The following is a 13,898-nucleotide window of genomic DNA, read 5'->3' as shown; positions in this document are numbered from 1 at the left end:
CGGTGGCCCCGCACCCCGAGCGGGTACGAGGCCACCGGCGACGCGTCAGAGCTCGGCGAGGGTGCCGGCGTACATCTTGTCGATCTCGGCGGCGAAGTTGCTCTCCACCCCACGCCGCTTGATCTTCAACGACGGGGTGATCTCGCCGTCCTCGATCGTCAGGTCGCGCGGCAGGATGGCCACCTTCTTGATCGTCTCCCAGCGGTTGAGCTTGGCGTTGAGCTGGGCGACGTACTCCTCGACCATCGTCTGGGCCTCAGCCGAGGCGACGATCTCGGTGTAGCTGCGCCCTTCGAGGGGCCCGCCGGCGACCCAGCCCCGGATCGCGTCCGGGTCGAGGGTGACCAGCATCGTGCAGAAGTTGCGGGCCTGACCGACGACGACCGCCTGCGAGGTGTACGGGCAGATGGCCTTGAACATGCCCTCGATGTGCGACGGCGCGATGTATTTGCCGCCCGAGGTCTTGACCAGGTCCTTCTTGCGGTCGGTGATGCGGAGGTAGCCCTGCTCGTCGAGGGTGCCGATGTCACCGGTGCGGAAGAAGCCGTCCTCGGTGAACGAGGCGGCGGTCTCCTCCGGCAGGTTGTGGTAGCCGCGCATCACCGGCCGACCCCGCACCAGGATCTCCCCGTCGGTGTCGATCCGGCACTCCAGGTCGCCCATCGCCCGGCCCACGGTGCCGATCCGCAGCCCGGCCGGGGGGTTGACGAAGTTGCCGGCGCTGGTCTCGGTCAGGCCGTAGCCCTCGGAGATCGGCAGGTTCGCGGCGGCGAAGAAGGTGGCGATCTCCGGACTGAGCGGTGCGGCGCCGGACACCAGCACCCGCATCCGGCCGCCCAGGCGGGCCTGGAGCTTGCTGAACACCAGCTTCTCGGCCAGCCCGTAGCGCAGTTTCAGCCCGGCCGGCACCGGCTTGCCGGCCTGCTCGAGGGTGACCTTCTCCTTGCCGACGCCGACGGCCCAGCCGAAGATCTTCGCCTTCGCGCCGCCGGCGCCCTGCGCGGTGGTCACGGCCTTGTTGTAGACCTTCTCGAACACCCGGGGAGCGCCGCACATCAGCGTCGGACGGATGACCGAGAGGAGGTCGACCAGCTTGTCCACCCGCCCGTCGACGTAGGTGGGCAGGCCGACGTGGATGGCGCCGCAGAGCAGGGTCTTGCCGAACGAGTGGGCCAGCGGCAGCCACAGGTACTGGAGGTCGTCGTCGCGCAGTAGCCCGACCTCCGCCTGCGCCACGGCCTCCCAGCACCAGCCGCCGTGCAGCAGCTCGACGCCCTTGGGTTGGCCGGTGGTGCCGGAGGTGTAGATCAGCGTGGCCAGGTGGTCCGGGCCGATGCCGGCCACCAGCATGTCGATCAGATCCGGCTCGGCGGCCAGCGCCTGGGTGCCGCGCTCCTCCAGCTCGGCGAGCGTCAACTGCGGGATCGCGGCGGCCGGGTCGGCGACGCCGTCGAGGAGCACCACGTGGGTGAGCGCGGGCAGGGTCGCGCCAGCGATCTTTGCCGCCTGGGCCGGGTTCTCCGCGAACAGCACCTTCGACCCGGAGTCGGCGATGATGTAGGTCGCGTCGGCCGGCTCGGTGGTCGGGTAGACGGTGGTGGTCGCGCCGCCGGCGCACATGATGCCGAGGTCGGCGATCACCCACTCCAGCCGGGTGTTGGCGAGGATCGCGACCGGGTCCTCCTGGCCGACGCCCAGGCCGTGCAGGCCGGCGGCGACCGCCTTGGCGCGCTGGCCGACCTGCGCCCAGGTCAGCCAGACGGGCCCCGAGTCGTCGGGGTTCGGGGACGCGAACGCGAACCGGTCGGGGGTGGCCGCCACGCGCTTGAGGAACATGTCCGGGATGGAGCGGTACGGTACATCGAGAGCCATCGCTGTAGCCGCCTTCGGGGGTGGTGGCGTGACGGTCGTCACGTCATGATGGTTACCGAAGAGTATTGCCTGTCGGCGTGCATCGGCTAGCCCCGGTGATCGTCCGGCCGGCCCATTGCGCCAACCGGTACGGTCGGATCAGGCGTACCGGGCGGCCACCACTGACCAGTCGTAGGTGGCCCGGACCCAGTTGCGCCGGGCGGCCAACGCGTCGCGGATCCCGTCGTCGCCGGCGGCACGGAGCGCCTCCTCCGAGTCCAGGTACGTCGCCAGCCCCTGGTTGAACCGGTGCGCCGCGCTGCGGAGCGCGGTCGCCTCGTCCGCGTCGCTGTGCTGGGCGATCACCGTGACCAGGTTGTGCGCGTCCGGGTCGGACCGGCTCTCCTTGCCGTAGGAGAAGAGGTCGTTGCACCAGCAGACCAGGTCCACCGCCAACAGGTCCAGGGCGACCAGCCCGGGGTCGGCGCGCTGGGCTGGCCCGGAGGGCCGCGTCGACGCCAGGTCGGTCAGGGTGAGGCAGGGGTGCACCCCGCCGATGTGCCGGCGCAGCTGGACGTACTCCGCCACCTCGGGTACCCGCCGACGTTCCCGGTTGCCCGCCTCCCAGAGCAGCGCCAACAGGTACTCGCGCATCTGGCTGACGAACCGCAGCAGCAGTGACGCGTGGTCGTGCAGCCGGGTCCGGCGGCAGAGGTCGTGCAGCGCGTCACCCAGTGGCCCGACGGCGGGCGGTACGACGTCCGGGTCACCGCAGCGGTCCAGCACGTCGAGCAGGGTGCTGATCGCCGGACCGAGTCGGACCGGGTCGGCGCCGAGGCCGTCCTCGTCGCAGGCGTCGTCCATGACGAAGAGCCAGCTGATCAGGTCGGTGAGCAGCCGCAGCCCCTCCACCGAGCCGTCCGGGCAGGCGCGGCCGGCCAGTCCGGCGGCGTCGGCCCGTTCCAGGCGGTGCACCCGTTGGCTGGAATCGACCAGCCCGAACGCGCGCGCCCACTCGACGCTCTCGCTCGCCACCTGGTCCGTGGCCCGATGGCGGCCCGTGGGAAACGGGGGTTCCCGCAGCGCCGAAATCGCGAAGTCCCGCACAATGCGCCCCCACTTCGTGCCGCTCGGCGCGGAGCGGCGCGGTGAAGCGTACGGGAGGAGGTATCAGCGTGTTCGCTGGGTGTGGGGAATTACACAGCTCTTTGGTGACCGTTTACGTACAAGCAGTCACATGCCCAGGTTGGCGGCGCGCAGCCGCCGAGCCGCCTCCGCCGAACCGTTCAGCTGGACCCGGGCCACCCGTTGCCGGCCGGAGCAGAACAGCACCAGCTCGGCCGGGGCGCCGACCAGGCGCAACGGCTCACCGCCGCGACCGAGGGAGAGCTCACCGTGGCCGGGGGCCTGCACGTAGAGGTCCGCCGGAAAGCGGCGCAGTGCCAGCCGGGCCATCGGGGCGGCGCGTTTCCAGAGCGCGCTCTGCATGCCGGTGGGCAGATCGCGCGGCTGCCACCCCGCGCCGGCCCGTCTGACGTCCTCGTGATGGATGAAGAACTCCATCGTGTTGGCCAGCTCGTCGGTCAGCGGGTTGCTGACCGGGCTCCACAGCGGCGGTCGCCGCACCTGCGCCACCAGGTCGGGGTAGGGCTGTGCGGCCAGTCGCCGACGGACCCGCTCGGCGTAACCGCGCAGCGGCGGCAGCACGATCCCACCCGCCGCGTCCGGACGGCGCTCCCGCAGCACCAGATGCGCGGCGAGGTCACGGGTCGCCCAGCCCTCGTTGATCGTCGGAGCGGCTGGCCCGAGGGCCAGCAAAAGATCGGCCAGCGCCTCGCGCTCGGCTCGGGCGTACCGCGGCATGGCCCGATCGTAGGCCGCTTGGCCCGCCGGCGCGCGACAGCGGACGCCGGTCGGCGCCGGCGGGCTCGCCGCCGTCCGGTACGTGATGGTCGACATATCCGGTCAGGGTCGGCGGTGCTGGCTCCGACCGGTAAGGATGAGGGAGATAATTGCGGCTTACGGCGGGGGAGAGCGTGGCGAGCAAGACAAGTCGGGACGTTCTCAGTCGAGGGCTGGGAGTCCTGCGGCAGGCGATCCGGGAACAGCCGCGGATCTTCGCGGTGGCGGTCGTCGGCAGCGTGCTCTTCGGTGGGATGATCATTGTCAGCGCCCGGGTCGTCGGGTCGGTCATCGGTGAGGTGGCGCTGCCGGCCATCGAACGCGGCGAGGTGGGCACCGGCACCCTGGCGCTGGCCGCGGCCGCGTTGTTCGGGATCAGCGTGCTGCGGGTGGCCGGCATCTTCGGCCGCCGGCTCGGCGCCGGCTACATGCAGTACCGCCTCCAGGCCTCCTACCGTCGCAGGGTCACCCGCCGGTACCTGGAGTTGCCGCTGTCCTGGCATCACCGCAACTCCACCGGCACCCTGCTGTCCAACGCCAACTCGGACGTGGAGGCGGCCTGGTACCCGATCGCGCCGCTGCCGTTCGCCGTCGGCACGTTGGTGATGCTGGTCGGCGCGATCGTGTCGCTCTTCGCCACCGACTGGGCGCTCGCCCTGGTCGGCCTCGCGGTCTTTCCCGCGCTGTTCGCGCTCAACGTCGTCTACTCCCGCCGGATGGCCCCCCGGCAGGCCCGGGCGCAGCGCCTGCGCGCCGAGGTCAGCGGGATCGCCCACGAGAGCTTCGACGGCGCCCTGGTGGTCAAGACGATGGGCCGTGAGGCCCAGGAGACCGCCCGGTTCGCGGACCGCGCCGGTGAGCTGCGCGACTCGCTGATCGCGGTCGGCCGGCTGCGCGGCATCTTCGACCCGCTGCTGGAGACACTGCCCAGCCTCGGCACCCTCGCCGTGCTGGTGGTCGGGGCGTTCCGGCTGCGTCAGGGCGCGATCAGCGTGACCGAGCTGGTCAGCGTGGCCTTCCTCTTCACCGTGCTGGCCTTCCCGGTGCGGGCCATCGGTTGGGTGCTGGCCGAGCTGCCGCGCAGCGTCGCCGGCTGGGACCGGGTCCGCCGGGTGCTCGACGCCACCGGCGAGATGCCGTACGGGCAGCGGGTGCTCGACCCGGCCGGCGCCGGCCCGGCCACCCTCACCTTCGACGACGTGCACTACTCCTACCCGCCGGCCGAAGCACACCCGCCCGGCGCGCAGGTCCTCGGCGAGGTCGGCTTCACGGTGCCGTCCGGTCGGACGGTCGCCCTGGTGGGGCCCACCGGCGCCGGCAAGTCCACCATCGCGTCGCTGGCGGTGCGCCTCGTCGACCCGGACTCCGGCACGGTGTGCCTGGACGGCGTGGACGTGCGCGAGCTGACCTCCGCGTCGCTGGCCGGCACGGTGGCCCTGGTCGCCCAGGTGCCCTTCATCTTCGACGACACGGTCCGCGCCAACATCGCCCTCGACCGGCCCGGCGTCGACGACGAGGTGGTCTGGGCGGCGCTGCGGCTGGCCGAGGCGGACGGGTTCGTCGCCGCGCTGCCCGATGGTCTGGACACCATGGTCGGCGAGCGGGGCACCTCGCTCTCCGGCGGCCAGCGCCAGCGGCTCACCCTGGCCCGCGCGCTGGCCGGTCGGCCGCGCCTGCTGGTGCTCGACGACGCGACCAGCGCGGTCGATCCTCGAGTGGAGGCGGCCATCCTGGCGGGACTGCGGTCGTCGACCACGGCGGCGGGAGTTCCGGCCGCGTCGATCCTGGTGGTGGCGTACCGCCGGGCCACCATCGCGCTCGCCGACGAGGTCATCTACGTGGAGCAGGGACGGGTGGTTGCCCGGGGCACCCACAGCGAGTTGTTGGCCACCGTGCCCGGGTACGTCGACCTGGTCACCGCCTACGAGCAGGCCGAGGTCGAGCGCGCGCAGGAAAGTTCGTACGGCGACGACGTGGCGCCGCTGCCGTCGGGCCTGGAAATCGAGGTGGACCGGTGAGCGCGAGGAGTGCAGCGGAGCGGAGCCCCGCAGTCGCGAACGAAAGGCGGGCCCCGGTGAGCGCGAGGAGTGCAGCGGAGCGGAGCCCCGCAGTCGCGAACGAAAGGCGGGACCGGTGAGTACGACTACGGGGACTGACGAGCAGGAGGCGCGGGAGGAGACGACCTGGCAGACCCTGCGTCGGGGCCTGGCGCTCTCGCCGGAGCTACGGATCGGTCTGGTCGGCACGTTGGCCCTGGCGTTGGTCTACATGGTCGGCCGGGTCGCCGTGCCGGTCGCCGTGCAGCAGGGCATCGACCGGGGTCTCGTCGGTGGTTTGAATCTGGACGTGGTCTGGTCGGTGGTGGCGATCACCGCGGCGATCCTGACGATCACCACGATCTGCGGCTACCTGATGATGCGCCGGCTGTTCACGGTCAGCGAGACGGCGTTGGCCAACGTCCGGACCCGGGCGTTCCGACACGTGCACGACCTGTCGATGCTGCACCAGCAGTCGGAGCGGCGGGGTTCGCTGGTCTCGCGGGTGACCAGCGACGTCGACCAGATCACCCAGTTCCTCCAGTGGGGCGGGGTGATCCTGCTGGTCAACCTGGGTCAGCTGGTGGTCACCACCGCCGTCATGCTGGCGTACTCCTGGCAGTTGACACTGGTGGTGCTGGCCGCGTTCCTGCCGGCGGTGTTCGTCATCCGGCAGTTGCAACGCCGCCTCGGCACGGCGTACGCGACGGTCCGCCAACGCACCGGGACGCTGCTGGGCGCGATCGGCGAGAGCGTGGTGGGCGCGCCGGTTATCCGGGCGTACGGCATCGCCGGACGCACCGAGCGGCGGCTGGACGAGGCGATCGACCAGCAGCGGCTGGCGCAGCAGCGGGCGATCCGGATCAGCATCGTGGGCAGCTCGGTCGGGGAGTTGGCGGCGGGGTTGGCGCTGGCCGGCGTGGTGGTGCTCGGCGTGCTGTTGGGGGTGGACGGCACGCTGTCGATCGGCCAGCTGACCGCGTTCCTCTTCCTGGTGACGCTCTTCATCCAGCCGGTGCAGATCGCCACCGAGGTGCTCAACGAGGCGCAGAACGCGATCGCCGGCTGGCGTCGGGTGCTGGACGTGCTGGACGTCGCCCCGGACGTGGCCGACCCGGGGGAGCAGGGGCGGGAGCTGCCGGGCGGGCCGCTGGACATCCGGTTCGCCGGGGTGCGGTTCGCCTATCCGGGTGGTCCGCCGGTGCTGCACGACATCGACCTGGAGATCCCGGCGAAGAGCCGGGTGGCGGTGGTCGGTGAGACCGGCAGCGGCAAGACCACGTTCGCCAAGCTGCTGACCCGGCTGATGGACCCGTCGGCCGGGGCGGTGCTGCTGTCCGGGGTGCCGCTGACGGACGTCCGGTTCGACTCGCTGCGCACCCGCGTGGTGATGGTGCCGCAGGACGGGTTCCTCTTCGACGCGACGGTGGGGGACAACGTCCGGTTCGCCCGGCCGGAGTTGACCGACGAGCAGCTCAGCACCGCCTTCACCGAACTGGGCCTGTCGGACTGGTTGGAGGGTCTGCCGGCGGGCCTGGACACTCCGGTCGGGGAGCGCGGGGAGGCACTCAGCGTCGGGGAGCGCCAGCTCGTCGCGTTGGCCCGCGCGTACGTGGCCGACCCGGACCTGCTGGTGCTCGACGAGGCGACCAGCGCGGTGGACCCGGCGACGGAGGTGCGGTTGCAGCGCACGCTGGACGCGGTGACCCGGGGTCGGACCACCCTCGCCATCGCGCACCGGCTCTCCACCGCGCAGGCCGCCGACGAGGTGATCGTGGTGGACCGGGGTCGGGTGGTGCAGCGCGGCCCGCACGACGAGCTGGTCCGCGACGCCGACTCGGTGTACGGCCTGCTCTACGCCTCCTGGCTGGAGCAGACCCGGTGAGCTGCGCGGTGCGGTGGACGCCGACGGGCGGGTGCTCTAGGCTCCGGGTTAGGTAAGCCTAACCTCTTAAGGAGGTCGCGCCCGTGCGGCCCAACTCCGCCGAGATCGTCCGTACCCTCGTCGCCGGCCGGCTGCCCGGCCTCGTGCACCTGGCCCACCGGCCGGGCCCGCACCACGCCCGGCACGTCACCGACTCGGACGGGCGGGTGCTGCTGCTGGTGCCGGTGGCCAGCCACCTGGCCGCCGCCCTGCAACCGACCGCCGGGGGCAGTGACGTCGCGGTGGTGCTCGACGTACTCGACCTGCCGCCCGCCGCCGGCGCGCCCGGCCTGGGTCGTGCCTGGGTGTCCGGCTGGGCGGCCGAGCTGCGCGGCGACGAGGCCCGCCACGCGGCGGTCGACTTCGCCGCCGTGGAGCCGACCGGCGACCTGCTCGACCTGGGCACCCGGTTCCGGCTGTTCCGCTTCGAGGTGGTCGAGGTCCGCTGGGAGCGGGCCGGCGTCGTGCACCGGGTCGACCCGGTGGAGTACGCCGAGGCCGAGCCGGACCCGGTGCACCCGGTCGAGGCCCGCCTGCTCGCCGACCTCGCCGAGCGCCACGGCGCCCAGGTGACGGAGTATCTGCGCCGGCAGCTCGGGTTGACCGAGCAGACGCCGGACGGGCCTCCCCGGGTGGTGCGCATCGACCGCTACGGGCTGGTGGTCGCCCTCGGCCAACCCGGTGCCCGGCGGCGGGTCCGGCTGGCCTTCCCGGGCCCGGTCACCGACCCGGCCGAGCTGCCCCGGCTGCTGCCGCCGCTGCGCCTCACGGCCGACGCCCGCCCGCCGCGCTGACCGGTTTCCGCTGTCGGGCCGGCCGGGCTCCGCTGGCGGGTCAGCTCGGCAGCGGGCCGGTGAGGTAACGCTGGATCGTCGGGCCGATCGCGGCCACCAGGGTTTCCGGGTCCGCCGAGGCGACCGGCTCAAGGCGCACCACGTGCCGCATCATGGCCAGGCCGATCATCTGGGTGGCCACCAGGGAGCCCCGCAGCGGTAGCTCGGCCGGATCGACGTCGAGGTTTTCCAGCACCCGGCGCAGCACCTGGGTGGTGACGAACTCACGCAGCAGTCGAGCGGTCCACTCGTTGCTCACCGCGGAGCGCAGCAGCGCCTGCGCGGCGCTGCCGGTCGGGGAGTCCCAGACGCCGAGGAAGATGCGCACCATCCGCTCACCGACGCCGTCCCGGTCACCGGCGAGCACCTTCGGCACCAGCTGACCAGGGTCGACCGGGAAGTTCATCGCGGCCAGGAAGAGCTGGTCCTTGCTGCCGAAGTAGTGGTGCACCAGCGCCGGGTCGACCTGCGCGGTGCCGGCGATGGCCCGGATCGAGGCGGCGTCGTAGCCACGTTCGGCGAACGCCGCCCGCGCCGCGTCGAGAATCGACTCCCGGGTACCCGGTTTGCCGGGTCGCCGGCCGGTTCGCCGCGTCATCGCCGCCCTTCGTTCGTCCGCCTGGCCCGTCGTGGGCCGGCCCGGCCCGCGCCGGGGTCGGCTGCCGCGCTGGCCGCCGCCCCCGGCGCGGGGGTCAGCCGCTGCGCCGGCGCAGGGTGGCCGCCGCGAGCACCAGCGCCAGCACCACCGCGCCGAGCACGACCGCGACGTCCCGCCACATCCGGCCGGTCGGTTCGGCGTGGGCGCCGACCTCCTGCAACGCCTCGATGGCGTACGACAGGGGGAAGGCGTCGCTGAGCGCCTGGAGCCAGCCGGCCATCTGGTCGCGGGCCACGAACAGCCCGCAGAGCAGCAGTTGGGGGACCACCACGACTGGCAGGAACTGTACTGCCTGGAACTCGGTGCGCGCGAAGGCACTGCACAGCAGCCCGAGGGCGACGCCGAGCACGGCGTCGAGCACGGCTATCCCGAGCACCAGCCCGATGCTGCCGGCGGTCTCCAGATCGAAGATCCAGTACGCCACGGCGGCGGCGACGGCGGCCTGCACGGCGGCGGCCAGCCCGAACGCGATGCCGTACCCGAAGAGCAGATCGAGCTTGCCCAGCGGGGTGGTGAGCAGCCGCTCCAGCGTGCCCGAGGTGCGTTCCCGCAGCATCGCGATGCTGGTCACCAGGAACATGATCACGAAGGGGAAGATGCCGAGCATCACCAGCGCGATCCGGTCGAAGGTCGTCGGCTGGCCGGGTGGGGTCGGCTGGTCGGCGTACATGAAGTAGACCAGGGTGAGCAGGACGGCCGGCACCACCACGAGCAGCGCGATGGTCCGCCGGTCGTGCCGGAGTTGACGCAGGATGCGGCCGGTGGTGGCGGCGAGAATTCGCGGGTTCATGCTGTCTCCCGTGCGGCTGTCGCGTCGGTGCTGGTGGAGGCGGCCTCGCCGGCCCGGATGAGCCGCAGGAACGCCTCGTCGAGGTCGTCCACTCCGGCGGCGGCGCGGATCGCGGCCGGGCTGTCGTCGGCGATCAACCGCCCCTGGCGGATCAGCAGCAGTTGGTCGCAGCGCGCCGCCTCGTCCATCACGTGGCTGGAGACCAGCAGGGTGGTGCCGGCGGCGGCCATCGCGTGGAACCGGGCCCACAGATCGGCCCGTAGCACCGGGTCCTGACCGACGGTCGGCTCGTCGAGGATGACCAGCTCCGGCTCCCCGACCAGGGCGCACGCCAGCGAGGCTCGGCTGCGTTGACCGCCGGAGAGGGTGCCGACCAGTTGACCGGCGGCCTCGGCCAGCCCGACATCACTGATCGCCCGGTCGGCCTCGACGCGCCCACGCCCGTACAGGGCCGCGAAGTAGCGGGCGTTCTCCCGGACGGTCAGGTCGGCGTAGACGCTCGGCGCCTGGGTCAGATAGCCCACCCGGTGCCGCAGCGCGGGGGTGCCCGCCGGTTGGCCGAGCACGGTGACCGTCCCGCCACTGACCAGCTGCACCCCGACCACCGCGCGCATGAACGTGGTCTTGCCGCTGCCGCTGGGGCCGAGCAGCCCGGTGACCGCGCCCCGCGGGACACGGCAGCTGATGCCGTCCAGCACCCGCCGCCCACCCCGGTCGACGACCAGGTCCCGGACGGCTATCGCATCGTCCATCACACACCTCCACAGAAACTCATCACCTGTTGAACTCAACGCTAGATGAAATACCGTGCCGGGCGCAACGGCCCGGACCTCAGTCCGGCTGTCGACCGTTGCGGGGAGTGCGAGAACGGGCAGTAGGCTCCGGACCGGACACCAAGTCCGCCAACGGGCATTGCGCACCGATCGGACGTGCGGCACGATGGCGCGGTGGGTCACGCTCCGTTACCGAATAGCGGTTTTCTTGAGGATTGGGCCGCGCGGTTGCGGCAGGCCGCCGAGCGGCCGGTCGTCGGCATCCTGTTGCGCGGCAGCCACGCCCGGCGCGCCGCCACCGCACACAGCGACGTCGACCTCGACGTGTTGGTCGGCGGCGCCCCGTACGCGGCCCGGCGGGCCTACCTGGCCGAGTCCGCAGGTCAGGTCACCCACGTCTCGGTGGCCGCACGCGACGTCCGGTCCTGGGTGCACCGCCTCGGCGAACCGGCCGACTGGGCGTTCGGGCTGCCGGTCACCGCGCCGGCGCGGCTGCTCTGGGCCGACCCGCACTGGCGGCCCCGGATCGACCTGCCGGTGCTCTGTCAGCCCGCCGAGCCACCCCGCCTGGAAGAGCTGATCGCCACGCTCGGTAAGGCCGCCGCCGCCCGTGCCGCCAGTGACCGCCTCGGCGTCCGGCTCGCCGTCGCCGACCTGGCGCGGCTCTGCCCCTCGGTGCTGCGCCCGGCCAACCCGTCCGTGCGGGTCCACTCCCGCCGGGCGGCCTTCGCGGCGGCCCTGGAACTGCCGGTGGCCCCACCCGGGTACCGGACGGACATGCTGCTCTGCCTCGGGCTGCGCCCGGCCGCCACCGGGCAGCTCTGGGCCGCCGCCGTACGGCTGGTCGCCGGCACGCTGCCGTTGATCCGGCCGTACGCCGAGGAGATCGCCGACACGGCCGGCGCGGACCTGGCCGCCGCCCTGGTCGACGGTCGGCTGGACCGCTATGTCGCCCAACTGGCCCGGCCGGCCGCAACCTCGTCGCAGCCCCGGCCCTCGTCGCAGCCCCGGCTCTCGGGGCCGGCGCCGCAGCCCTGCCGGGAGCGGTCGGCGGTGCCCGCGCCGCGTGCGGGAGAATTGGTGACTGTGCCCGTACCTGACCCGCCGGTGACCGGCGTCCCCAGCGATCCGAACGAGCTGGCCGCGCCCGCGCCGGCGCGCCCGTCCCGGCTCGACCCGGCCATCGCGGCCCGGCTGCGCCGCACCGCCGACGGCTTGGTCGCCGCCGTGGTGCGCGCGCACGACTCCGGTGAGGTGCTGATGGTCGCCTGGATGGACGACGAGGCGTTGCACCGCACCCTCACCACCGGCCGGGCCACCTACTGGTCGCGCAGCCGCCGCGAATACTGGGTGAAGGGCGCCACCTCCGGGCACCACCAGTACGTGCGGTCGGTCGCCCTGGACTGCGACGGGGACGCGCTGCTGGTGAGCGTGGACCAGGTCGGCGCGGCCTGCCACACCGGCCACCGGACCTGCTTCTTCACCGAGCTGCCCGTCACCGGGACGGAGGCACGGTGAGCGCGAGGAGTGCAGCGCCGCGCAGCCCCGCAGTCGCGAACGAAAGGCAGGTCGGGCCATGACCGACGGCACGCTCAGCCCCGACCTGGCCACCTTCACCGAGCTGGCCGCCGACTGGCGGGTGGTGCCGGTCACCCGGCGGCTGCTGGCCGACGCCGAGACTCCGGTCGGGGTCTACCGGAAGCTGGCCGGTGGGCCGGGCACGTTCCTGTTGGAATCCGCCGAGCAGGGCGTCGGCTCGGCCGGCATGGCCTGGTCGCGGTACTCGTTCATCGGCGTACGCAGCAGCGCGACCCTGATCGAGCGCGACGGCGTGGCGACCTGGCTCGGCCAGCCGCCGGCCGGGCTGTCCACCGAGGGTGACCCGGTGCGGATGCTGCGGGAGACGGTGGCGGCGTTGGCCGGCCCGGTCGGCGACCCGTCCGACGGTCTGCCGCCGCTGACCGGGGGCATGGTCGGCTACCTCGGCTACGACCTGATCCGGCGCTTCGAGCGGTTGCCCGAGCTGACCGAGGACGACCTGGGCGTCCCGGAGCTGGGCATGATGCTCGCCACCGACCTGGTGGTGCTCGACCACTACGACGGCTCGGCGATCCTGGTCGCCAACGCGGTGCTGCCGCCGTTGGACGCCCCGGACCGCGCCCCGCAGGTCGCCGCCGCCTACCACCACGCCGTGGGTCGGTTGGACGCGATGACCACGGCGCTCTCCCGGCCGATCCCGCCGATGATCTCCACCGTCGAGCGACCGCCGGCCGGCGAGGTGCTCTGCCGTACGCCCGACGGCGGCTACCCGAAGGCGGTGGAGGCGGCCAAGGAGGCGATCCGGGCCGGTGAGTGCTTCCAGATCGTGCTCTCCCAGCGTTTCGAGCGGACCACCCACGCCGACCCGCTGGACGTCTACCGGGTGCTGCGCACCAGCAACCCCAGCCCGTACATGTACCTGCTGCGCTTCGACGGCTTCGACATCGTCGGCTCGTCCCCGGAGGCGCACCTGAAGGTCACCGGCACCGAGGACGGGCGGCGTCGGGCGTTGCTGCACCCGATCGCCGGCACCCGCCCGCGGGGCGGCACCCCGGCCGCCGACGCCGCGCTCGCCGCCGAACTGCTCGCCGACCCGAAGGAACGGGCCGAGCACGTGATGCTGGTCGACCTCGGCCGCAACGACCTGGGTCGGGTCTGTCAGCCCGGCAGCGTGGAGGTGCCGGAGTTCGCCACCATCGAGCGGTACAGCCACGTCATGCACATCGTCTCCACCGTCACCGGCACCCTGCGTGACGACCAGACCGCCTTCGACGCGCTGGCCGCGACCTTCCCGGCCGGCACGCTCTCCGGCGCGCCCAAGGTGCGCGCCATGGAGATCATCGAGGAGTTGGAGCCGGTCCGTCGTGGCCTCTACGGCGGCACCGTCGGCTACTTCGGCTTCGGCGGCGACCTGGACATGGCGATCGCCATCCGGACCGCGCTCATCCGTGACGGCCGCGCCTACGTCCAGGCCGGGGCGGGGGTGGTCGCCGACTCGGACCCGGCCGCCGAGGACCAGGAGACGCGGAACAAGGCCGCGGCCGTGCTGGCCGCGATCGCGGCCGCCGAAACCCTCCGGCCGGCTCGGTGAG

At 72.9% G+C, this 13,898-nt stretch carries 11 protein-coding genes and 1 pseudogene; 6 read left to right on the top strand and 6 right to left on the bottom strand.

What is annotated here, in order from left to right; genetic code table 11:
• Positions 1-45: 45 nt before the first annotated feature.
• The 3 genes from AC5L30_RS14575 to AC5L30_RS14565 all read right to left on the bottom strand — a co-directional run bounded on the left by AC5L30_RS14575 (position 46) and on the right by AC5L30_RS14565 (position 3,714).
• On the bottom strand, positions 46-1,872 hold the full coding sequence (locus tag AC5L30_RS14575) for an AMP-dependent synthetase/ligase (protein ID WP_494867780.1): 1,827 nt from the start codon (positions 1,870-1,872) through the stop codon (positions 46-48).
• A gap of 138 nt (positions 1,873-2,010) precedes the next feature.
• On the bottom strand, positions 2,011-2,886 hold the full coding sequence (locus AC5L30_RS14570; RefSeq protein WP_494867779.1) for a terpene synthase family protein: 876 nt from the start codon (positions 2,884-2,886) through the stop codon (positions 2,011-2,013).
• Between the two features lie 198 nt (positions 2,887-3,084).
• Positions 3,085-3,714 carry a TIGR03085 family metal-binding protein gene (locus AC5L30_RS14565; RefSeq protein ID WP_494867777.1) on the bottom strand — a complete coding sequence of 210 codons (630 nt, stop codon included), beginning with the start codon at positions 3,712-3,714 and terminating at the stop codon, positions 3,085-3,087.
• Between the two features lie 173 nt (positions 3,715-3,887).
• Between AC5L30_RS14565 and AC5L30_RS14560 the strand changes: the two genes are divergently transcribed.
• The 3 genes from AC5L30_RS14560 (at position 3,888) to AC5L30_RS14550 (ending at position 8,507) form a co-directional block, all read left to right on the top strand.
• Positions 3,888-5,771, top strand: coding sequence for an ABC transporter ATP-binding protein (locus AC5L30_RS14560; protein WP_494867776.1), 1,884 nt, complete (start codon positions 3,888-3,890; stop codon positions 5,769-5,771).
• 115 nt (positions 5,772-5,886) lie between these two features.
• Positions 5,887-7,674: an ABC transporter ATP-binding protein gene (locus tag AC5L30_RS14555; RefSeq protein ID WP_494867774.1), complete on the top strand. Its 1,788-nt coding sequence runs from the start codon at positions 5,887-5,889 to the stop codon at positions 7,672-7,674.
• Between the two features lie 83 nt (positions 7,675-7,757).
• Positions 7,758-8,507 carry a DUF2470 domain-containing protein gene (locus AC5L30_RS14550; protein WP_494867773.1) on the top strand — a complete coding sequence of 250 codons (750 nt, stop codon included), beginning with the start codon at positions 7,758-7,760 and terminating at the stop codon, positions 8,505-8,507.
• Between the two features lie 40 nt (positions 8,508-8,547).
• Here AC5L30_RS14550 and AC5L30_RS14545 read toward each other — a convergent pair whose 3' ends face one another.
• From AC5L30_RS14545 to AC5L30_RS14535, 3 genes are all read right to left on the bottom strand, one after another.
• Entirely contained in the window at positions 8,548-9,144 is a 597-nt protein-coding gene (locus tag AC5L30_RS14545) for a TetR/AcrR family transcriptional regulator (protein ID WP_494867772.1), read from the bottom strand.
• A gap of 94 nt (positions 9,145-9,238) precedes the next feature.
• Positions 9,239-9,994, bottom strand: coding sequence for an ABC transporter permease (locus AC5L30_RS14540; RefSeq protein WP_354971156.1), 756 nt, complete (start codon positions 9,992-9,994; stop codon positions 9,239-9,241).
• Complete coding sequence (locus AC5L30_RS14535) at positions 9,991-10,746, bottom strand: ABC transporter ATP-binding protein (RefSeq protein WP_124853997.1); 756 nt, start codon at positions 10,744-10,746, stop codon at positions 9,991-9,993. Before AC5L30_RS14535 ends, AC5L30_RS14540 begins: the two co-directional genes overlap by 4 nt.
• Positions 10,747-10,923: 177 nt before the next feature.
• Between AC5L30_RS14535 and AC5L30_RS14530 the strand changes: the two are divergent.
• The 3 genes and pseudogenes from AC5L30_RS14530 to AC5L30_RS14520 form a co-directional block, all read left to right on the top strand.
• Positions 10,924-11,622: pseudogene (locus tag AC5L30_RS14530) on the top strand (nucleotidyltransferase domain-containing protein); the annotation flags it as partial.
• Between the two features lie 231 nt (positions 11,623-11,853).
• Positions 11,854-12,285, top strand: a complete 432-nt coding sequence (hisI, locus tag AC5L30_RS14525) for a phosphoribosyl-AMP cyclohydrolase (protein WP_494867960.1) — start codon at positions 11,854-11,856, stop codon at positions 12,283-12,285.
• A 58-nt stretch (positions 12,286-12,343) separates the two neighbouring features.
• Positions 12,344-13,897, top strand: a complete 1,554-nt coding sequence (locus AC5L30_RS14520; RefSeq protein ID WP_494867770.1) for an anthranilate synthase component I — start codon at positions 12,344-12,346, stop codon at positions 13,895-13,897.
• The last annotated feature ends 1 nt before the right edge of the window (position 13,898 follow it).

This window comes from Micromonospora sp. BQ32 (assembly GCF_059358895.1).
This window is presented reverse-complemented; position numbering and strand designations above follow the sequence as displayed.